Annotated in this window: 21 protein-coding genes and 1 tRNA gene; 13 read left to right on the plus strand and 9 right to left on the minus strand. The window is 70.1% G+C overall.

The window, feature by feature from the left end:
- Positions 1-10 precede the first annotated feature (10 nt).
- From ABD732_RS15980 to ABD732_RS15990, 3 genes are read right to left on the minus strand one after another with little or no spacing between them, the layout of a single operon-like run.
- Positions 11-901, minus strand: coding sequence for an ABC transporter ATP-binding protein (locus ABD732_RS15980; protein ID WP_344785473.1), 891 nt, complete (start codon positions 899-901; stop codon positions 11-13).
- 58 nt (positions 902-959) lie between these two features.
- Positions 960-1514, minus strand: a complete 555-nt coding sequence (locus tag ABD732_RS15985) for a hypothetical protein (RefSeq protein WP_344785474.1) — start codon at positions 1512-1514, stop codon at positions 960-962.
- A complete protein-coding gene (locus ABD732_RS15990; RefSeq protein ID WP_344785475.1) occupies positions 1507-1779 on the minus strand; it encodes a helix-turn-helix transcriptional regulator in 273 nt (90 codons plus the stop codon). The genes ABD732_RS15985 and ABD732_RS15990 overlap by 8 nt, the downstream gene beginning before the upstream one ends.
- Before the next feature lie 87 nt (positions 1780-1866).
- On the opposite strand from ABD732_RS15990, the gene ABD732_RS15995 reads away from it, so the two are divergent.
- Both ABD732_RS15995 and ABD732_RS16000 read left to right on the plus strand, forming a co-directional pair.
- Positions 1867-2598: an enoyl-CoA hydratase gene (locus ABD732_RS15995; RefSeq protein ID WP_344785476.1), complete on the plus strand. Its 732-nt coding sequence runs from the start codon at positions 1867-1869 to the stop codon at positions 2596-2598.
- Complete coding sequence (locus tag ABD732_RS16000) at positions 2573-3337, plus strand: hypothetical protein (protein WP_344785477.1); 765 nt, start codon at positions 2573-2575, stop codon at positions 3335-3337. The genes ABD732_RS15995 and ABD732_RS16000 overlap by 26 nt, the downstream gene beginning before the upstream one ends.
- Here ABD732_RS16000 and ABD732_RS16005 read toward each other — a convergent pair.
- Both ABD732_RS16005 and ABD732_RS16010 read right to left on the minus strand, forming a co-directional pair.
- Entirely contained in the window at positions 3319-4632 is a 1314-nt protein-coding gene (locus tag ABD732_RS16005) for a D-arabinono-1,4-lactone oxidase (protein WP_344785478.1), read from the minus strand. The genes ABD732_RS16000 and ABD732_RS16005 overlap by 19 nt on opposite strands.
- Positions 4629-5879, minus strand: a complete 1251-nt coding sequence (locus ABD732_RS16010; protein ID WP_344785479.1) for an alanine racemase — start codon at positions 5877-5879, stop codon at positions 4629-4631. Before ABD732_RS16010 ends, ABD732_RS16005 begins: the two co-directional genes overlap by 4 nt.
- A gap of 67 nt (positions 5880-5946) precedes the next feature.
- Between ABD732_RS16010 and ABD732_RS16015 the strand changes: the two genes are divergently transcribed.
- From ABD732_RS16015 to ABD732_RS16025, 3 genes are read left to right on the plus strand one after another with little or no spacing between them, the layout of a single operon-like run.
- Positions 5947-7170, plus strand: a complete 1224-nt coding sequence (locus ABD732_RS16015; RefSeq protein WP_344785480.1) for an MBL fold metallo-hydrolase — start codon at positions 5947-5949, stop codon at positions 7168-7170.
- Complete coding sequence (locus tag ABD732_RS16020; protein ID WP_344785481.1) at positions 7167-9635, plus strand: HAD-IC family P-type ATPase; 2469 nt, start codon at positions 7167-7169, stop codon at positions 9633-9635. The genes ABD732_RS16015 and ABD732_RS16020 overlap by 4 nt, the downstream gene beginning before the upstream one ends.
- 30 nt (positions 9636-9665) lie before the next feature.
- Positions 9666-9887 (plus strand): antitoxin, encoded by a 222-nt coding sequence (locus ABD732_RS16025; RefSeq protein ID WP_344785482.1) that lies wholly within the window; start codon positions 9666-9668, stop codon positions 9885-9887.
- A gap of 105 nt (positions 9888-9992) precedes the next feature.
- Here the strand turns inward: ABD732_RS16025 and ABD732_RS16030 are convergent, their stop codons facing one another.
- Positions 9993-10574 carry a DNA-3-methyladenine glycosylase gene (locus tag ABD732_RS16030; RefSeq protein WP_344785483.1) on the minus strand — a complete coding sequence of 194 codons (582 nt, stop codon included), beginning with the start codon at positions 10572-10574 and terminating at the stop codon, positions 9993-9995.
- On the opposite strand from ABD732_RS16030, the gene ABD732_RS16035 reads away from it, so the two are divergent.
- The 5 genes from ABD732_RS16035 to cobF all read left to right on the plus strand — a co-directional run bounded on the left by ABD732_RS16035 (position 10573) and on the right by cobF (position 14214).
- Positions 10573-11010 (plus strand): type II toxin-antitoxin system Rv0910 family toxin, encoded by a 438-nt coding sequence (locus ABD732_RS16035; RefSeq protein WP_344785484.1) that lies wholly within the window; start codon positions 10573-10575, stop codon positions 11008-11010. The genes ABD732_RS16030 and ABD732_RS16035 overlap by 2 nt on opposite strands.
- A gap of 108 nt (positions 11011-11118) precedes the next feature.
- Positions 11119-11191, plus strand: a tRNA-Arg gene (locus tag ABD732_RS16040).
- A gap of 111 nt (positions 11192-11302) precedes the next feature.
- Positions 11303-12568 (plus strand): LGFP repeat-containing protein, encoded by a 1266-nt coding sequence (locus tag ABD732_RS16045; RefSeq protein WP_344785485.1) that lies wholly within the window; start codon positions 11303-11305, stop codon positions 12566-12568.
- 51 nt (positions 12569-12619) lie between these two features.
- Positions 12620-13438: an SDR family oxidoreductase gene (locus tag ABD732_RS16050; protein ID WP_344785486.1), complete on the plus strand. Its 819-nt coding sequence runs from the start codon at positions 12620-12622 to the stop codon at positions 13436-13438.
- Positions 13438-14214: a precorrin-6A synthase (deacetylating) gene (gene cobF / locus ABD732_RS16055; protein WP_344785487.1), complete on the plus strand. Its 777-nt coding sequence runs from the start codon at positions 13438-13440 to the stop codon at positions 14212-14214. The genes ABD732_RS16050 and cobF overlap by 1 nt, the downstream gene beginning before the upstream one ends.
- A gap of 67 nt (positions 14215-14281) precedes the next feature.
- Here cobF and ABD732_RS16060 read toward each other — a convergent pair whose 3' ends face one another.
- Entirely contained in the window at positions 14282-15034 is a 753-nt protein-coding gene (locus tag ABD732_RS16060; RefSeq protein ID WP_344785488.1) for a 3'(2'),5'-bisphosphate nucleotidase CysQ, read from the minus strand.
- A gap of 47 nt (positions 15035-15081) precedes the next feature.
- Between ABD732_RS16060 and ABD732_RS16065 the strand changes: the two genes are divergently transcribed.
- Positions 15082-15969: a DNA-formamidopyrimidine glycosylase family protein gene (locus ABD732_RS16065; RefSeq protein ID WP_344785489.1), complete on the plus strand. Its 888-nt coding sequence runs from the start codon at positions 15082-15084 to the stop codon at positions 15967-15969.
- A 53-nt stretch (positions 15970-16022) separates the two neighbouring features.
- On the opposite strand, the gene ABD732_RS16070 is transcribed toward ABD732_RS16065, so the two are convergent.
- A complete protein-coding gene (locus tag ABD732_RS16070) occupies positions 16023-17333 on the minus strand; it encodes a glycoside hydrolase family 183 protein (RefSeq protein WP_344785490.1) in 1311 nt (436 codons plus the stop codon).
- Between the two features lie 149 nt (positions 17334-17482).
- On the opposite strand from ABD732_RS16070, the gene ABD732_RS16075 reads away from it, so the two are divergent.
- Together ABD732_RS16075 and pgi are read left to right on the plus strand one after the other, a co-directional pair.
- A complete protein-coding gene (locus tag ABD732_RS16075) occupies positions 17483-18223 on the plus strand; it encodes an SDR family oxidoreductase (protein WP_344785491.1) in 741 nt (246 codons plus the stop codon).
- Positions 18224-18265: 42 nt separating this feature from the next.
- Entirely contained in the window at positions 18266-19951 is a 1686-nt protein-coding gene (gene pgi / locus ABD732_RS16080; protein ID WP_344785492.1) for a glucose-6-phosphate isomerase, read from the plus strand.
- Positions 19952-19989: 38 nt separating this feature from the next.
- Here pgi and ABD732_RS16085 read toward each other — a convergent pair whose 3' ends face one another.
- Positions 19990-20352, minus strand: coding sequence for a chorismate mutase (locus tag ABD732_RS16085; RefSeq protein WP_425553070.1), 363 nt, complete (start codon positions 20350-20352; stop codon positions 19990-19992).
- Between the last annotated feature and the right edge of the window lie 53 nt (positions 20353-20405).

Here is a 20405-nt window from a genome sequence, read left to right on the forward strand (position 1 = left end):
AGTTCACGGTTCACACCAGCTCTCGGAAGAGTTCGGTCAGGGTCGGTGGTGCCGCGGCGAACCGGTGCACCGGTCCGTGGGCGAGGGCGGCGGTCAGCACGGCCTGGTCGTCGACGTCGGGGGAGACGCGCAGCCGGGTGACCTCCGGGGTGTACTCGGCGGCCAGGACGCCGGGCAACGCGTCGGCCCAGCCGTACGACGGGTCCGGCCCGGCCACCTCCAGGACGTTGCCGTCGCGGGTGCGGAGCTCGTCGACGCTGCCGAGAGCGGTCATCGCACCCCGGGAGATGATGCCCACGCGATCGCACAGCCGCTCCACCAGCTCCAGCTGATGCGACGAGAAGAGGATCGGAACGCCCTGGGCCGCTTTGTCTTTCAAGACATCGCTCATCACGTCCACGGCCACCGGGTCGAGCCCGGAGAAGGGCTCGTCGAGTACCAGGACCGCGGGGTCGTGGACCAGTGCGGCGGCCAGTTGCACGCGCTGCTGGTTGCCGAGGGACAGGTCGGCGACGTTGTCGTCGTATCGGGTGCCCACCTCGAGACGGTCGGTCCAGGTGCGTGCCGAGGCCTCGGCGTCGGCCCTGCTCATCCCGTGCAGGCGGGCGAGGTAGGTGAGCTGATCGCCGACCTTCATCTTCGGGTAGAGCCCGCGTTCTTCGGGCATGTAGCCGATCCGGCGGCGTCGGTCGAAGTCGATCGGCTTCTCGCCGAGCCGGACCTGGCCGGAATCGGCGGCGAGAACGCCGAGGATGATCCGCATGGTGGTCGATTTGCCGGCGCCGTTGCTGCCGACGAAGCCGAAGATCTCGCCGGGGGCGACGGAGAAGGTGACGTCGTCGAGCGCGCGGAGTGTGCCGTAGGTCTTTCGTAGACGGTCGATGTACAGGGTGTCGGACATGACTGGTCCTTCCGGGGAGGCATCGGAGGTGTGCGGTGCGTCGGTGGGTGGGCGGGAATCACTCCTCGTCGTCGGGCATCCACCAGGTGAGCAGGATGTCGGGCAGGCAGGTGATGGCCAGCACCGAGGTGATCAGCAGCCACGCGAGCGCGGCCACGGTCTCGCCGGCGACCTGCTCGCGCATCCCCAGCGTGATCGCCACGAAGTACACGGCGATGACGATGGGCAGCATCAGGACATAGGCGAGCGAACGGACGGCGTTGCGCTGAGCCAGCTGGATCTCATCGAGGGCCTGTGCGGGTGCGTCGGCGACGGCGCCGTTGGAGATCCGGAGCAGGGTCAGAAAGAGCAGGCTGCCCAGGACGCCGATGAGGAACGGGATCGCGGCGAACGACATCTGCCAGAACGCGTAGATCGAGGACCCGATGGCGAGTGCCAGCATGAGTGCCAGCAGGAGCACCAGGATGCGCCGTGCGCGGCGGGAGCGCAGCCTGGGGAACATGCCGTTGTAGCGCGCCGCGCGGCGTTGGTAGGTGCGGGCACGGCGGTCGCTGTACCGGAGCAGCCAGTTGGGGGTCGATCCCTCCGGGATGGTGAGGTTCGGATCAGGCATCTTCGGTCCTTCCGTAGAGCTCGGTGGACATGGCGGTGAAGGGGGTGCGCGAGAAGACCGCCTCGACGGGCAGGCCGAAGACCTCGCAGATCCGGAACGCGAGGTCGAGGCTTGGGTAGTTGTCGCCCCGCTCGAGTGCGCCGACGGATTGGACGTTGATGCCGACCAGTTCGGCGAGCTGAGCGCGGGTCAGACCCCGCTCGGCCCGCAGGACCGCCAGCCGGTTGTGGATGGGCAGTTTCGGTGCCCGGCGAACTGGACTCACAAAACATAGTGTTGTGAAAACACAACGATCTGTCAAGAACTTGGGTTGTTTGTCGTGGCGGGAAGGCATCCCGGTACGCTGCTTCGCATGATCGTGAGCAGTGCCACAGGGGACGTGACCACCATCGAGCTGGCCCGTCCGGAGAAGCGGAACGCCCTCAACGAGCAGATGGTCGCCGACCTGGGTGCGGCCTTCACCGCCGCCGTCGACTCGGGTGCGCGGGCCATCGTGCTGACCGGTCGCGGCGAGGTGTTCAGCGCGGGCGCCGACCTGTCGGGCCCGGTCTACGACCAGGACTTCCTGGACAGCCTGGTCGCCCTCATCGAGCAGATCGAGTCCACCCCGGTACCGGTGCTGGCGGCGCTCAACGGCGCGGCACTGGGCGCCGGACTGCAGCTGGCGATGGCCGCCGATCTGCGGGTGATGGCGCCCAGCGCGCTCGCCGGGATCCCCGCGGCCAAGATCGGTGTCGCCGTGGACGAATGGACCGTTCGCCGGCTGGTCTCGCTGGTCGGTGCCGGGCAGGCGCGCGGCATGCTGATCGGCTGCGATCCGCTGACGGCCGACCGCGCCCACGACCTCGGTTTCGCGAACCGGCTCGGCGACCTCACCGACGCCCAGCACTGGGCGGCGACGATCGCCGAGTACGCGCCGCTGACCCTGCGCCACTACAAGTTGGTGCTCAACGGCGACGGCGCACGGGACGAGGCGCCCGCGTCCCGGCGCGAGGCCATGCTCGCCGCCTGGTTGAGCGACGACCTCCAGGAGGGCCGGGCTGCGCGGACCGAGAAGCGTGCTCCGAGGTTCACCGGGCGCTGACCCCGCCGTGGTCGCCGCGACGTGGCTCTGGCAGGGGCCCGGCGACCCGCGCCGCGTCGTGGAGTTCGCCCGCCGGCAGCGACTGGCGGAGGTCTTCGTCAACGGCGCCGTGCCGGGAGTCGCCGCCCTCGTCGACGGACTGCGGGCCGCCGGAGTCGCAGCGTCCGGTCTCGGCGGTGACCCGCGGTGGGTCTTCGACCACGCCGCTGCGCTCGACTGGTACCGACAGCGGTCAGCGCGCGCCCGGTTCACCGGCATCCACGTCGACGTCGAACCCTGGACGCTGCCCGAGTGGGACGGCGATCGCCGTCGTACGGTGACGTCCATGGTGGCGCTGATGGAGCGGCTGGCCGATCGCCACCGAATGGCCGACGTGGATCTGCCCGGGTGGCTCTTCGACGTCGAACCGGTTGCGGCGCAACGTATTCTCCGGATGTTCCCGAAGGTCACGGTGATGGCTTACCGTGACCGTGCGAGGGACATCCTGGCGATGTCGGCGGCGGCCCGCCGCGCCGCCGGGACGAGCGGGCGCAGCTACCGGATCGCTGTCGAGACCATGCCGGTGAGCGAGACCGTTCCCGCGCACATCACCTTCGCCGACGACGGTGCCGCGGTGCTGACCCGCGAACTCGCCGCCGTCGACCGTGCGCTGGCCCACGACCCCCGCTATCGCGGCCTGGCCGTGCACCATCAGGGGTCCTGGGCCGCCCTGGGTGCGGGCTATTCGCCGAGCACCTGACGGAGGTAGGGGTTGGCGAAGGTGCGGTCGGGGTCGTAGCGATCGCGGACGGCCAGGAACTCGTCGAAGCGCGGGTACACGCCGCGCAGGTAGTCGGCGTCGCGGGTGTGCATCTTCCCCCAGTGCGGGCGGCCGCCGTGGGCCACCATGATGTCCTCCACATCGCGGAAGTAGTGCTGCGCGGAGGCCGGATCGTCCCGGTGGTAGCGGTGCACCGCGATGTAGCCGGAGTCGCGGCCGCTCGCCGTCGACAGCATCAGGTCGTCGGCCGCGGCGGCGCGCACCTCGACCGGGAAGCTCACCTTGTGTCGGCGGCGGTTGATCGTCGCCCGCAACTCGCGCAGGGCGTCGGGGACCGCGTCGAGCGGGAGCGCGTACTCCATCTCGCGGAAGCGCACCGTGCGCGAGGAGACGAAGACCTTGTCCGAGCGGTCGGTGAAGGTCCGTTCGGAGAGCACCCGGCCGGACACCTGGTTGATGCTCGGCACCACCTGCGGGACTTTGGCGCTCAGCGCGCACAGTGCCCGGTAGACGCCGTTGGAGAGGAACTCGTCGTCGATGTACCGGCGCACCTTCCCCGGCCCGGTCACCGGGGTGTGCGCGGGCAGCCGGGTATTGGTCTTGGTGAGGGCGCAGTTGGTGTGCGGGAACCAGTAGAACTCGTAGTGGTCGTACTCGCGGCACCGGTCGAGGAAGGTGCCGATGGCCTCGTCGGCCGAGGCCGGCGCCTCGTGTGCGCGCAGCGTGAAGGCGTCCACGCACTGCAGGGTCAGCTGCGTCAGGACGCCGAGCGAGCCCAGGCCGAGCGCGACGGCCGGCAGGTCGGGGTGCCCTTCCTCGAGAACCTGGAGCCGCCCGCGGCCGTCGACCAGCCGGGCGCCGACGATCTGGGTGCTGATCCCGCCGAAGGCCAGGCCGGTGCCGTGGGTGCCGGTGGAGGTGGCGCCGGAGATGGTCTGCCGGTCGACGTCGCCGAGGTTGGCCATCGCGAGGCCGTGCGCCTCGAGCAGGCCGGGAATCCGGTGCAGGTTGGTGCCGGCGCCGAGCGTCACCCGGCTGCGGGAGGCATCGACGTGAAGCAGGCCGCCCAGCCCCGACATGGAGAGCTGGATGGCCGGCGCCACCGCGATCTCGGAGAAGCTGTGGCCGGCGCCGACGGGCTTCACCGTCTCACCACGCTGCGCCGCCGCGTGGATGTCGGCGGCGAGTTCCTCGACGCTCTGCGGCGCGATCAGGCGACTCGGATGACACTGTGCGGTGCGGCCCCAATTGGTCCACGTGGCTGGTGCGTTCACAGGAAGCACTTCCCTTCGCCTCGGTAGGTGGGGACCACGTCGACCACCTCGGCCCGCCCGGCCGAGTCGCGCGCGATCAGTGCCGTGCGCTCGGCACGCTCACAGACCTCCCCGGACTTGGTGTGACGGAACCACACCCGACTGCCCACACTCAGATTAGCGACCCCGGCGCCGTGCAGCGGAGTCTGGACCTCGCCGGCCGCTTCGGTGTCGACGTATCGGAGGTCCTGCGGCCACACCGGTTTCGGCAGCCGGTCCGGTGCCGGCGGACCCGAAGCGATCCAGCCGCCGCCGGCGCACGTCACGTGGTCCGGGCCGGGCCGGCGGACCACGTCCAGGCCGAAGGCGAGGGCCGGGGCCGGCTGGAAGCGACGGTAGGTGTCGAAGAGGTGACCGCCGAGCAGTCCGCTGCCGACCGCGATGTCGGTGACCGCGCCGTCCTGCGCCGTCTCCTCCAGGGATCCGGTGCCGCCCGCGTTCACGAACTCCAGATCCGCGTACTCGCGCACCGCGGCGATCGCCTTTCCGCGACGACGTCGCAGCTCGGTCATCGAGGCCGCCTGCATGGCGCGCACCGCGACGTTCTTCAACGTCTTGCCGGGCACGTCGTTGCCGACGCCGGCCACCTGCGCCTCGTACGACATCACGCCGACCAGGTCGACGCCGTCGCGCGCGGCGATGGTCTGCGCCAGCGCCTGGACCTGCGTCAGGTCGTGCACGGGGGAGCGGCGCACGCCCAGGTGCACCCGGCCGCCCAGAATGCGCAGCGAGGCGTCCAGATCGATGGCGACGCGCACCGGCCGCCGCGTACCGGGGGCCGCGACGGCGTCGAGCACGTCCAGCTGCGCCGGATCGTCGACCAGCAGCGTGACCCGCTCCAGGGCGACGTCGTCGGCGAGGAGGTCGGCGAGGGCGTTGCGGCGCACACTCGGATAGCCGAGCAGCACGTCGCCGACCCCGGATTCGGTGGCCAGCCAGCGCGCCTCGGCGACGTCGTAGGCCAGCACCCCCGCATATCCGGCGCGACTCAGAACGTCCTCGATCACCGACCGGATCCGCACGGACTTGCTGGCCACGCGGATGGGGACGCCGCCGGCGCGACGGCGTAGATCGGCGATGTTGTAGTCCAGCGCGCCCAGGTCGAGGGCCAGAACCGGGGAGTCCAGGCGTGCTCGGGCGATCGCGTCGTCGATCCCGCCCCAGTACTCGGCCGGGTCGGTGACGTACGCGGTGGGAGTGGAAGTCATCGTGGCAACGCTCCTGCACATCCGGGATCTGCGCCGGAACGGCGCATGACGATTACGCTAGTCAAGCGTGACATCGATCAGAAGTCTGCTCCTCGACGGGGTGGTGGAGCCGGTGGGCTCGGCGGTGCAGCAATCGCGCCGTGCCGTTGCCCGTTTGACCGCCGCCGGCACTCAGCGCAGCGGGGCCGCCGTCGACGGCGCCGTGGAGGCGCTCGCCGCTCGCGGCTACGGCCCGGCGCGGGCCCTCGGCGCCGACCGGGACGAGATCGCGCCGTACGTCGCCCGCTCGACCTTCGCGGTGGACGGCGTCTTCGCCAACCGGGAGGCCGCAGCGATGGCGGACGGCCCCACCCTGGGCACGGCGCTGGAGATGATGCGCCGCCCCGGCCGCCCGAGCGCCCCCATCCCGGTACTGACCCCGCACCTGCCGGCGGCCCCGGCGGCGCTGGCGGCCACCTGGCTCGGACACGCCAGCGTGCTGGTGGAGATCGACGGGGTGCAGGTGCTGACCGACCCGGTCTTCAGCGCACGCTGTTCACCGTCGCAGACGATCGGTCCCAAGCGGATGCACAAGGCGCCGCTCACCGTCGGTGCGTTGCCCGCGATCGACGTCGTGCTGCTCTCCCACGACCACTACGACCACCTCGACATGACCACCATCGACGCGCTGTCCACGCTGCACCCGCAGGCAGAGTTCGTGGTGCCGATCGGTGTCGATGCGCACCTGATCTCCTGGGGCGTCGACCCGGGCCGCATCCACGCCGCCGACTGGTACGAGCGCGTCACCCTCACCGTGCGCGGCACCGAGCTGCGTTTCCATGCGACGGCGGCGCGGCACTTCTCGGGGCGCGGCCTGATCCGCAATCTGACGCAGTGGGTCAGCTGGGCCGTGGCCGGACCCGAGCACCGCTTCTTCTTCTCCGGCGACACCGGTTTCACCGAGCGGTACGCCGAAACCGGTGATCTGTTCGGCCCGTTCGACCTGACTCTGATCGCGGTGGGCGCCTACGACCCGGCGTGGCCGGACATCCACGTGAATCCGGAGGAGGCGCTGTCGATGCACCACCTGCTGAATCCGGGGGCGGCCCGGGACTCCCTGATGCTGCCAATACACTGGGGCACATTCAATCTCGCCCTGCATCCGTGGGCCGATCCGATCCAGCGGCTGCTGACGGCGGCCGGCACCGCGGGGGTGGGAGTGGTGGTGCCGCGCCCCGGCGGCACCGCTGATGTGATCAAGCGCAATGGCACCGCCTTCGACGCGCCGACCTGGTGGGAGCACTGCGCATGAGCACACCGACCAGAACCCGCCCCGGCGGTCTGACGTCAGCCGAGGTCGCCGAGCGGATCGCCGCCGGCCAGGTCAACACCCAGCCGGACAAGTCCGGACGCAGCGTCGCGGACATCGTGCGCGCCAACGTCTTCACCCCGATCAACGGGATCCTCGGGGTACTGTTCGCGATCGTCGCCTACACCGGCTCGTTCATCAACGGCCTGTTCGGCCTGCTGATCATCGCCAATTCGGGGATCGGCATCGTCCAGGAGGTGCGGGCCAAGCGGACGCTCGACCGGCTGTCCATCGTCGGTCAGGCGCGTCCCACCGTCCGCCGTGACGGCGAACTGCGGTCGGTGCCGCCGGGCGAGGTGGTGCTCGATGACCTGATCGAGCTGGCCCCCGGCGACCAGATCGTCGTCGACGGCGAGACCGTCGAATCCGAGGCGCTCGACATCGACGAGTCCCTGCTCACCGGCGAGGCGGACGCCGTCGACAAGGCGCCGGGCGATCCGGTGATGTCGGGCAGCTTCGTCGTCTCCGGCTCCGGCTCGTACCGGGCCACCAAGGTCGGCGCGGATGCCTATGCCGCGCAGTTGGCGTCGGAGGCGTCCAAGTTCACGCTGGTGGCCTCGGAGTTGCGCAGCGGTATCAACAAGATCCTCGCCGTCATCACGGTGATCCTTATCCCGGCCGGCGCCCTGACCATCTTCAACCAGCTCTGGATCAGCCGGCAGGAACTCAACGACGCCCTGCTCGGCATGGTGGCCGCGCTGGTGCCGATGGTGCCCGAAGGCCTGGTGCTGATGACGTCGATCGCGTTCGCGGTGGGTGTGGTTCGGCTCGGCCAGCGGCAGTGCCTGGTGAACGAGCTCCCCGCGATCGAAGGCCTGGCCCGCGTCGACGTGGTCTGCACCGACAAGACGGGCACCCTCACCGAGAACGGCATGCGCCTGTCGGAGGTGCGCGTGGTGGACGACGCCTTCGACGAGGCCGAGGTGACGCAGGCGCTTGCGGCGATCGCCGCCGCCGACCCCCACCCGAATGCGAGCATCGAGGCGATTCTCGAGGCCTACCCGGATGCGCCGGACTGGACGGTCTCGGCGGTGCTGCCGTTCGCCTCGGCCAACAAGTACAGCGGCGTCTCGCTGACCGGTGCCGATGGCGCCGCGCACGGCAACTGGCTGATCGGTGCCCCCGACGTCCTGCTGGATCCGGAGTCGCAGACCGCGAAGCTGGCCTCCGATCTCGGCGCGACCGGGCTACGCATCCTGCTGGTCGGCTCCACCGACGTCCCGGTGGACACCGCCCCGACCGGGGGCAGCAACGTGCCCGGGACCCTGACGCCGGTCGGCCTGATCGTCCTCGAGCAGCGGGTGCGCCCGGACGCCGGAGCCACCCTGCGGTACTTCGAGTCCCAGGGCGTCGAGGTGAAGGTGATCTCCGGCGACAACGCCCGCTCGGTGGGTGCGGTCGCCGAGTCGCTCGGCCTGGGCACCGCCGAGACGTCCATCGACGCCCGCACGCTCGCCGCCGGCGGCGAGCAACTCGCCGGCGAGGTGGAGGACGGGGTCACCTTCGGTCGCGTCCGGCCCGATCAGAAGCGCGCGATGGTGGGGGCGCTGCAGTCGCGCGGGCACACCGTCGCGATGACCGGCGACGGCGTGAACGACGTCCTGGCCCTCAAGGACGCCGACATCGGCGTCGCGATGGGCGCCGGATCGTCGGCGGCCCGTTCGGTGGCGCAGATCGTCCTGCTGGACAACAAGTTCGCGACGCTGCCTTACGTGGTCGGCGAGGGCCGCCGCGTGATCGGCAACATCGAGCGCGTCTCCAACCTGTTCCTCACCAAGACCGTGTACGCGGTCCTGCTTGCCCTGGCGGTCGGGATCGCCGGGCTGGTGGCGCACGCGGTCGGGGCGGCCCCGATCAGCTATCCCTTCCAGCCGATCCACGTCACCATCTCGGCGTGGTTCACCATCGGTGTCCCGGCCTTCGTCTTGTCGCTGGCACCGAACAACGAGCGCGCCAAGACCGGCTTCGTGCGCCGGGTGCTGACCCAGGCGGTGCCCAACGGCCTGATCATCGGCGCACTGACTTTCGTGTGCTTCCTGTGGGTCAATCCGGGCGGCTCGACGGTCTCGGTGATCGGCGCGGAGTCCGACTTCGACGGCGTGCAGATGCAGGCCGCAACGGCCACTCTCGCCGCGATGATCACGATGGCCTGGTGGGTTCTGGTGGTGGTGGCCCGGCCGATGAACTGGTGGAAGGTGGTGCTGGTCAGTGTCTCGGTGGTCGCCTACGTGATCATCTTCGTCTGGCCGTTCACCCAGGACCTGTTCAAGCTGGACTCGTCGAACGGGGAGATGATGTGGCGCGCCGGTGTGTGCGCTCTGGCGGGGGTCGTCCTGATCGAGATCTCCTCGCGCATCCTCAAAGCCCGGCTGGAGCGCCGGGCGGCAGCGGAAGCGGCCGCCCTGTAACCAGCGGCCGAGGGGGTTTACGATTTGGCCATGGATATCAAAGGCATCGTGGACAAGGCCAAGAACGCGCTGAAGTCGAACCCGGACCTGATCGAAAAGGGTGGCGACGCGGTCGACAAGGCCACGGGCGGCAAGTTCGTCTCCCAGGTCGACAAGGCGCAGGACGCCGCCCGCAAGGCCGTGGGTGTCGAGAACAAGCCCGAGGGCGGCGAGAACAAGACCCCCGAGCAGAACGACCAGCCCGAGAAGTAGGCGCCGCGCTGCCCTCGCACCGGCAGAGTGTCGAGCTGTCATCGCCTGGCGGTGCAGATTCGACACTCTGCGGCGAGGTCGCCCGGAGTCGGGTGCCGACCCCGCTCAGCCGGGGCTTGTGGCCCGCGCGTGGCGGCGGTAGGCGGACACGCTGGGATCGCCGTCGATCCAGAACCGCCACGGCCGGTCGGCGGCCAGGCGGACCCCGACCCGCGGTCCCACCGCGATCCGTTCAGCGGAGACCGGGGACTCCGGTCGGTGCAGCACGATCCCGGGAGGCTCCAGCAGGTCGGTGTCCAAGTCGGTCATCGTGATCCCGAGCGCCTTGGCCAGATTCCCGGGGCCGCGGCCGAGGACCTGATCGGTCACGTCGCCGCGCCGTGCGCGGGCCGCGTCGTGGCCGGTCACGATCTCGCCGGCGCGCAGCAGCACGGCCGCCCCCTGTCCCTCCGCACTGGTGACCACGTTCGCGCAGTGGTGGCCGTGGATCCGGTAGACGTACAGTCGGTCCGGCGGCCCGTACATCAGCTCCGACCGCGGCGTGCGCCGGAAGGCGTGTGAGGCCGGGTCGTCGGGACCGTTGTAGGCCTCCACCTCCGTGATCCGCGCCTGCACACCGTCGTGACCGACGATCACCGCGCCCAATAGTTCGCGTGCGGCCGCACAGACATTAGGCTCAATAACCATGGCAAAGACCAGTGACTCCATATCCGTCGATCTCAGCCCGGAGGATACCTTCGGGGCAGCCTCGGACCTGTCCCGGTTCGACGACTGGCTGATCCTGCACGACGGCTGGCGCGGCCAGGTGCCGACCGCCGACGACCTGGCCGTCGGTACCGCGGTGACCTCGGTGGTCAAGGCCAAGGGCACCCGGGTGCGGTTCGACTGGAAGATCGACACCTACGATCCGCCGCAGCGGGTCCGCTTCTCCGGCAACGGCAAAGGCGGCGTGAAGGCCAAGATCGACCTGACGGTGAAGCCCAGCGGCAACGGCTCCGAGGTGACCTTCCTGATCGACCTCGGCGGACTGCCGCTGATGGGCCCGGTGGGCAAGGCCGCGGCCAAGGCCGTGCACGGCGACATCCACCGTTCCCTCGAACGTTTCAAGGCGATCTTCGCCTGAGGCGGGTGCCTCGGCGCGGAGAACCGCTGAAGTAGACTTCACGCGCGGGCCCGGTGACCCACGGGCAGGGGCCGCGCCGGACTGGCAGCGTCTTCCGCGCCAGCCCTCGCTTCCGTAGCTCAGGGGATAGAGCAACCGCCTCCTAAGCGGTAGGTCGAAGGTTCGAATCCTTCCGGGAGCACACCTTCTGTGCGTTTTTCGCCGAACCTGTTCTGCCGCGCCCGATCGTGACTGCACGGTAAGTTTCACTTGCATCACAATCGGTGTCTCGTAGCTCGAGGAGAACAGCAGGATGAACAGATCAGGAATCTGGCGGTCCGGAATCTTGGCCGTCGGCCTCGCCTCGGTGCTGGGGGCCGGCGCTCTGGTCGCCGGACCCGCTCATGCCGATGCCCGAGACGACGCGCAGAAGGCGATCAGTGCGCTCGCCGATCAGATCGAGTCCGGTGACGCCGACAGCGGCTTCCGGGACCGTGGCCTGGGTGACGAGGACGGCGATCTGGAGTCGCTGGGCAACGGCTTCTCGCAGGCGTACGACGGCGGCACCGTCTACTGGTCCGCCGACACCGGTGCTCGCGCGCTCTACGGCGCGATCGACGCCGAGTACGAAGAACTGGGCGGCCCCGACGGCGCCACCGCGATCGGGTTCCCGACCGAGTCGGAGCAGGACGGACCGCTGCGGCCCTCGAGCCGCATCGCGGAGTTCGCCGGCGAGGGCTCACCGAAGATCATCTGGACCCCAGGCGACGGCGCATGGCTGGTGCGCGGCCCGTTCTCGGCCGCCTCCGAATCACTCGGCGCCACACTGGGGGCCCCGACCGGCGACATGACCCTCGACGGCGACGTGGTCTCGCAGAGCTTCACCGCCGGAACCCTGAACTTCGACACCGACACCAAGACGTGGAGCTCCACGCCGGCCTCGCTGGCCGAGGGCCTGTCCGGAGTGGCCGTGCCCGACTCGCCCGACCTCGGCTTGCCGGGCATGGATCTGCCGACCGCGAGTGCCCAGGACGCGAACGCCGCCGAGGCGAACACGGCCGACTCCGACGGCATCTCGCCGTGGTGGTGGCTGCTGCTGCTCCTGATCCCGCTGCTGATACTTCTGGCGTGGCTGTTCTCCCGGCGGAAGTCGGGCCGCGAGCGCACCGTGGTGCACGCCCCTCGACCCGACGATGCCCGGGGTCTGCCCAAGGTGGACCTGAGTGGCCCCGCCGCCGGTGCGGCAGGTACCGCAGCCGCAGCAGGTACCGCAGCCGCGGCAGCTGCCGCCGCCAAGAGCACCCCCATGAGCACCCCCAAGAGCGCTCCCAGGGGCAGTGGCGACGGTGTGGGCTCCTACCGGCGGGGCGGCACCACTGTCCCGGTTCCGGTGGGCGGCCATCTGCCGCTGGAGGATCCGCAGGCGGTACCCGCCGGCTACCCGGTCAAGGGCGACGCCGACACCGGCCTCTTCCACTCGCCGGGATCCGCGGCGTACGAGCAGACGGTCCCGCAGGTCTGGTTCGCCACCGAAGCCGCCGCCAGGGCGGCGGGATTCGCACCCGCGGACAAGGACTGACCGCAGGCCACACGCATGTCCAGGGCGACCCGGGCGCACTAGGGTGAGGCCATGACATCGAACTCGCCCCAGACCGCCCTGGTCACCGGAGCCACCAGCGGTATCGGTGCCGAGGTGGCACGACAACTCGCCGCACGAGGACTGCGCGTCTTCGGCACCAGCCGCAACCCCGACTCGGTCGCCGACCCGATCCCGGGGGTCACCTACGTCCGGCTCGACAACGCCGACCTGTCCACCGCGCAGTCGTGCGCCGACGAGGTCGGCGAGGTCGACATCCTCATCAACAACGCCGGGGAGAGCCACGCCGGCGCCTTCGAGGACACCCCGATGGACGAGATCGAGCGGATCTTCGCGGTGAACGTCTTCGGGCCGGTCGCCCTCACCAAGGCCGTGCTGCCGGGCATGCGGACACGCAAGCGCGGGACCGTGGTGATGGTCGGCTCCATGCTGTCGAGTTTCCCGATCGCCTTCCGGTCCACCTATGCGGCCACCAAGTCGGCGGTCAAGGCCTACGCCCTGGCACTGCGCCGCGAGGTGGCGCCCTACGGCATCCGGGTGATCTCGGTGGAACCGGGCACCATCGCCACGGGTATCGGAGACCGGCGCACCCTCCACATCGCCGACGACTCGCCCTACCGCGACGAGTTCCAGGTGGTCGCCGACACGACGGCGCAGAACGAGACCAAAGGCATCTCCGCCGAGGCGATGGCCGAGCAGATCGTGAGCGCCGCGCTCGCCGAGCACCCGAAACCGTTCTACGCCCGTGGCAACCGGGCCCCCGTCGTGTTCTTCCTGCGGCGCCTGGCCCCGCGCCAGCTGGTGCTGGATCTGAGTGCGAAGATCCACGGCCTGCCGAAGGTGCGCGCCTGATGGCCGGCGGCGCAGCGGATCCGACGATCACGTTGCGCGTCATCGGGATCGGCCCCGGCGGGCCGGGACAGATCACCCTCGATGCGATCGATGCGATCGCGGCGACCGACGTCTTCTTCCTGCTGGACAAGGGATCTCGCCTCGCGCAGCTGACGCAGGTGCGGCAGGACTTCCTGGACCGTTATGCCCGCGACTCCCATCGCGTGGTGACGGTGACCGATCCGCCGCGCGACCGCGACCCCGCCGACTACCGGGCCGAGGTGTCGCGCTGGCACGTCGCCCGCGTCGACGCACTGGAGGCGGCGATCCGGGAGTCGTTGCGCGACGGCGAATCCGGTGCGTTCCTGGTGTGGGGAGATCCGGCGCTCTACGACTCGACGCTGCGTCTCACCGATCGTCTCGCCGCGCGCGCCGGTCTGGCGGTGAACGTCGAGGTGGTCCCCGGGGTCACCAGTGCGTCCGCACTCACGGCGGCGCACGGGATCGTCGCGCACGACATCGGTGAGCCGGTGCTGCTGACCACCGGCCGCCGGCTGGCACAGACGCCGCCGGGAGCCGACCTGAATCAGATCGTCATGCTCGACTCGCACGCGGCGTTCGCCGAGACCGCCCGCGACGACGACGAGGTCTACTGGGGTGCGAACCTGGGGACCGCCGAGCAGGTGCTGATCAGCGGCCGCGTCGGTGACGTCGCCGATCAGATCGTGGCGGCCCGGGCCCGGCTGCGGGAGCAGACCGGCTGGGTGATGGACATCTACCTGCTGCGCAGGCGGTGACGGGGCCCTTCGACACGGTCCTCGGCCGGCGCCCCGGTCCGGCTCAGGGAGCGGGTCTGGGTGGAGCTCACCAGGGGGAGCGGAGGGCGTCCAGGAGGTCGTCGGCGATCTCGCGGCGGCAGATCACGAAGTCGGGCAGGTAGGGCTGGGGATTGTTGTAGACGATCTCGTCGCCGTTGAGGCGCGAGCAGTGCAGCCCGGCTGCCAGTGCCACGCCGACCGGCGCGCAGTTGTCCCACTCATACTGACCGCCCGAGTGCACGTAGGCGTCCACGTCGCCGCGCACCACTGCCATCGCCTTGGCGCCGGCCGAGCCGATGTGCACCGCCTGCAGCTGCAGCCGGTCGGCGACGGCGGCGCTCGGGTACGAGTGCCCGTAGCGGGAGACCGCGATCCGCCCGGTCAGCTCGCCGCCGACCTGCGGGACCTCGTCGGATCGGTACACCTGTCCTTGCGCGGGCAGTGAGACGGCGCTGGCATCGGGGATCCCGCCGATCGTCAACGCCACGTGCACCGCCCAGTGGGTGGTGCCGCGGGAGAACTCGGACGTGCCGTCGAGCGGGTCGATGATCCACACCCGCTCGCGGTCCAGGCGGGTGAGGTCGTCGTCGGCCTCTTCGGAGAGGACGGCATCGGCAGGTCGCTGGCGCCGCAGCACCCGGGAGATCCACGCCTGCGCCAGGGCGTCGCCGAGATCGCCCAACTGGCGACGGTCGAGCAGCTCGCCGTGGCCGACGCCGAGCAGGAGCTGCCCGGCCCCCTCGGCGATGATCGCCGCGAGTTCGGCATCGGTGTGGCGGGGGCCGCCCGGGACAGTCATCCCTCTACCCAAGCACATCGGCGCGACGAGTCGCGCACACTGGGACCATGCCCGAACTACCCGAAGTCGCCGCGCTCGCCGCCTTCCTCGACGGCCGGGCGGCCGCCCTGCCGATCCGTCGTGTCGACGTGGCATCGCTGTCGGTCCTCAAGACCGCTGAACCGCCGTACACCGCGCTCACCGGGCGGGTGGTCTCGGCGGTCGACCGGATCGGGAAGTACCTCGTGATCCGGACCGTGCCCGGCGCCCCGGACGACGCCGAGCCCGAGATCGACCTGGTGATCCATCTGTCTCGCGCGGGCTGGGTCCGGTGGAGCGAGGCGCTCTCGCCGACTCCGCCGCGGCCCGGCGGCAAGGGGCCGATCGCGCTGCGGGTGCACTGCGGCCTGCCGGGGGAGGGCTTCGACGTGACCGAGGCCGGAACCCAGAAGCGCCTGGCGGCGTGGATCGTTCGCGATCCGGCGCAGGTGGAGCGCATCGCCTCGCTCGGCCCCGACGCCCTGGAACTGAGCCGCGACGAGTTCGCCGCGCTGCTGGCCGGCAGCGGCGGCCGCCTCAAGTCGGTGCTCACCGATCAGCGCACCCTGGCCGGTGTCGGCAACGCCTACTCCGACGAGATCCTGCACGCCGCGCGGCTCTCGCCGTTCGCCCTCGCCAAGTCGCTCGACGACGCCGGCGTCGACGTCCTCTACGCGGCGCTGCGGGCGACGCTGCTGGACGCCACCGAGCGCCTGGAGGGGCTGGGGGTGGCCGAACTCAAGGCCGAGAAGCGCACCGGCCTGAAAGTCCATGCGCGGACCGGTCTTCCGTGCCCGGACTGCGGTGACACCGTCCGCGAGGTCTCGTACACCGACCGGTCGTTCCAGTACTGCCCGACCTGCCAGACGGGCGGCAAGATCCTCGCCGACCGCCGGATGTCCCGGCTGCTGAAGTAGTGGTCTCGACTTCGCTCGACCGGCGAGGCTGGACTCGACCGGCGAGGCTGGGCTCACCAGTTCGGGTTGAGCTTGGACTCCACCAGCATGACGTTGTAATCGCTCCACCGGGAGGCGTTGAAGTACAGCTCCGGACCGCTGCCGGTGAGGGCGGGGGAGTGCGGCAGCATCATCGGCCCGTACAGCACCACGGCACCGGACGGGACCAGGGTGCGCGGGGTGCTCCACGGTCCCTCCGGCTTGTCGGCGGTCCGCAGCCGGATGTCGTTGGAGCCGTCGATCATCACGTACTTGTCCAGGTACTCGCTCCACGCGATCGACAGCTCGGTGACGTTGGCTTTGACGATGGCGGAGTTGTCGTTCAGCAGGCCCAGGTCGCCGGTCCAGGCCGAGCCCAGCCAGTATTCGTACTTGCTCAGGTCGAGGATGTCCGCGGGCTTGAAGCGGGCCAGGTACGCGCGGCCGAAACGTCCGTTCGGGGTGCCGACCTGGTAGACGTACGGGTCGGCACCGTGGCCCTTGACGTAACCGCTCTGCTGGAAGCGGCTGTTGTTCACGTTCAGCGTGGGCGCCTCGGCGGGCAGTGCGACGGTGACCGGCGCGTTGATCATCGCGGTGCTCGGCTCGGGCGTCCAGTGCTGGCCGTTGTCCGTGGAGACGGCGATGGCCGAGTAGTTGGTGTCCCACACCCCGGCGGTGCCCCAGTGCCGCACCGACATGAAGTTCACGTACTGCTTGCCGCCCAGGCTGATGCCCGCGGTCGGGATGGTGGTGATCTCGACGAAGTCCTGCTTGATGCCGCGGATCATCTCGGTCGCGAAGTTCGGTGCATCGGCGTTGACCACCGCGCCCGAGGACGTGTCACCGGGGACCCCGGGGTCGATGGTGAGGCCGTCGGCGAGATCGTCGTCGTTCGTCCGGGTGAGGATGTTGTTGCGCCACTGCTGGCCGGCGATGTTGCACCAGCCGAAGGAGTCGCCGAAGGCCATCAGCGTCTGACCGTGGCCGTTGTCCCAGGCGACACCGAGGTCGGTGCCCGAAATGGTGAACCGGGCCAGCGTGTTGTTCTCACTCTTGGGGCCGGTCACCCACGACACGATCCGCGAGGTGTTGTTCCGCCAGGTCGGCAGCGCGCCCTGCGGCCCGGAGCCGGGCTCGGCCGGGGCGGACCCGCCGCCGAGTGAACTGTTGCCGCTCGAACCCTGCCCCGGATTGCCGCACGGGGCGGCCGAGGCCGGTGGTGCGACGACGACCGCCGCCGCGCACGCCACGGTGACCGCGACGGCGGAGGAGAGCGCAATGCGCCGCCGGCGGCGGCCCACCGGAATGGAGCGGCGGTGTGCTGACCGAAGCGAAGCGCGCATGCAGACTCCCGAGGGTGTGACTGAAGTTACTAAAGTAACAGTAGGTACTAATGAGACAGAATGGCGATAGCGATTGCGGCGTGGAGCCGTCACGATCGCGTATCGATCGCCGCGGCAGGACAGCAGGACCGCCGAGTAGATTCGAGTCCGTGACCCGCGAGAAGATCATCATCACCGGCGCCAGCTCCGGACTCGGCGAAGGCATGGCCCGCCGGTTCGCCGACCGAGGCCGCTCCCTCGGGCTGGCCGCCCGCCGCCTGGACAAGCTCGAAGACCTGGCCGCCGAACTGTCTCCCCGGGCCGCGGCGGTGGCCGTCACCCAGCTCGACGTGACCGACGCCGACGACGTGCCGCGCGCCTTCACCGAACTGGCTGCCGCGCTCGGCGGCGTCGACCGGGTGATCGTCAACGCCGGCCTGGGCAAGGGCGCCCCGATCGGCACCGGCAAGGCCGCAGCGAACATCGAGACGGTGCAGACCAACTTGGTCGGCGCGCTCGCCCAGGCCGAGGCTGCGATGGAGATCTTCCGCGCGCAGAACCACGGCCACCTGGTGCTGATCAGCTCGATCAGCGCGGTGCGCGGCCTGCCGCGCGCGCAGGCCGCCTACGCCGCCTCCAAGGCCGGAGTCTCCGCGCTCGGCCAGGGACTCCAGGCCGAGCTGGCCGGCAGCCCGATCAAAGTCAGCGTCATCCTGCCCGGCTACATCGAGACCGACATCAACCGCGGCGTGAAGACCAAGCTGATGACCGATACCGATTCCGGGGTCGCGGCGATGGTCTCGGCGATCGAAGCCGAGCCCCGCCGTGCCGCGGTTCCCGCGTGGCCGTGGACGCCGATCTCCTTCGCGCTGCGCCATCTCCCGGATGTGATCTCTGCCAAGCTAGTCTAGTCGGGCTGCCGATCGTGGCCTGGTTCACTAGGGTCGAGCGGTATGGACGGTGACACTGGGCAGCCTGAGATCGACGACGACTTCGACATCACCGCCACGGTCTCCTGGCAGGAACTGGCCGCACACCAGCAGCACCTCTACGCGCGACGACTCCGCGAGCTGTTCGCCATGGACCCCGACCGCGGCCGCCGGATGGTGGTCGACGCGGGCGACCTGCACATCGACTACTCGAAGAACCTGGCCACCGCGGAGACCATCGAACTGCTGACCGCCCTGGCGCGCGAGGCCGGCCTCGAGGACCTCCGCGACGCCATGTTGCGCGGCGACCATCTGAACACCTCGGAAGATCGCGCTGCGCTGCACACCGCGCTGCGGCTGCCGGTCGGCACCGAACTGGTGGTGGACGGTCAGGACGTGACCGGCGACGTGCACCGGGTGCTCGACGCCATGGGCGCCTTCGCCGAAAGCGTCCGCGACGGCAGCCACACCGGATTCACCGGCAAGGCGATCACCGACGTGGTCAACATCGGTATCGGCGGCTCGGACCTGGGGCCGGCCATGGCCTACCGCGCGCTGCGCCATTACCGGCACCCGCGCATCCGCTGCCACTACGTCTCCAACGTCGACCCGGCCGACCTGGTCGCCACGCTGGCCGACCTGGATCCGGAGACGACGCTGTTCATCGTCGCCTCCAAGACGTTCACCACCCTGGAGACGCTCACCAACGCCCGCGCCGCGCGCGACTGGCTGCTGGAGCGGTGCGACGGCGACGAGGCCGCCGTCGCCAAGCACTTCGTCGCGGTGAGCACCAACACCGCCGAGGTGGAGGCCTTCGGCATCGACACCGCGAACATGTTCGGCTTCTGGAACTGGGTGGGCGGCCGGTACTCGATCGACTCGTCGATCGGATTGAGTCTGCTGATCGCGATCGGCCGGGAGGGCTTCGCCGAGTTCCTCGACGGCTTCCACCGGGTCGACGAGCACTTCGCCACGCAGCCGCTGGAGACCAACGCGCCGGTGCTCCTGGGCCTGCTGGACCTGTGGTACTCCAACTTCTGGGACGCGCAGTCCCACGCGGTGCTCCCGTACTCCAACGACCTCGCGCGGTTCCCCGCCTACCTGCAGCAGCTGGTGATGGAGTCCAACGGCAAATCGGTCACCCGCAGCGGCCGGCTGGTGACCGGTCCGACGTCGACGGTGGTTTGGGGGGAGCCGGGCACCAACGGCCAGCACGCCTTCTATCAGCTTCTCCATCAGGGCACCTGGCTGATTCCGGCCGACTTCATCGGTTTCGCCCGCCCGCTCGACGACCTGCCCACCGCCGATGGCGGTTCCATGCACGACCTCCTGATGAGCAACTTCTTCGCGCAGACCGAGGTGCTGGCGTTCGGTAAGACCGCCGAGGAGATCGCCGCCGAGGGCGTGGCCCCGGAACTGGTGCCGCACAAGGTGATGCCCGGAGACCGGCCGTCCACGTCGATCCTGGCGCCGGCGCTCACACCGTCGGTGCTCGGTCAGCTGATCGCGCTGTACGAGCACCAGGTCTTCGTCAAGGCGATGATCTGGGGGATCAACCCGTTCGATCAGTGGGGGGTGGAGCTGGGCAAGACGGCGGCCACCGCGATGGTCGACGACATCACCTCGCCCGCTCCGCCCGCCCCGCTGGCGGACTCGTCCACCGACGAACTGGTCCGCTGGTATCGCGCGGCCCGCGACCGCACTCCCTGATCGCTCCGGGCTGATCTCTCCGGGGCGGCGGTGTCTGGCTAGCGGCCGAGGGGGCCGCGGCCCAGGCGCAGCAGCAGCATGGCCAGGGTGTGCCCCTCGGCACCGAGCGGCGAATAGCGTTCGAGCACCTTGACCTCGCGGCTGTGCACCAGCCGCGGTCCGCCGGCGGCCATCCGGGCCGCACCGATCTTCTTCGACACCGCCGACCGCCGCTGGATGGCGGCCAGGATCACCGCATCCATCCGGTCGATCTCGCCGCGCAGCTCGTCGATGTCGTCGGGCAGGTCGGCGACGTCGCTGCCCAGGTTGTACGCCGACAGATCGATCGCCGGGGACACCTCGGTGCCGTTCGATACACGCTGCTGGGGCTCCTGGTCGCTCACGAGTCCCGATTTTGCCATGCCGCCGCAAACGCCGGAGTCCCGCCGGGGTTTGCGACGGTGCGCGCCGGGGC

Source organism: Gordonia caeni, from assembly GCF_039537105.1.
GTDB lineage: Bacteria > Actinomycetota > Actinomycetes > Mycobacteriales > Mycobacteriaceae > Gordonia > Gordonia caeni.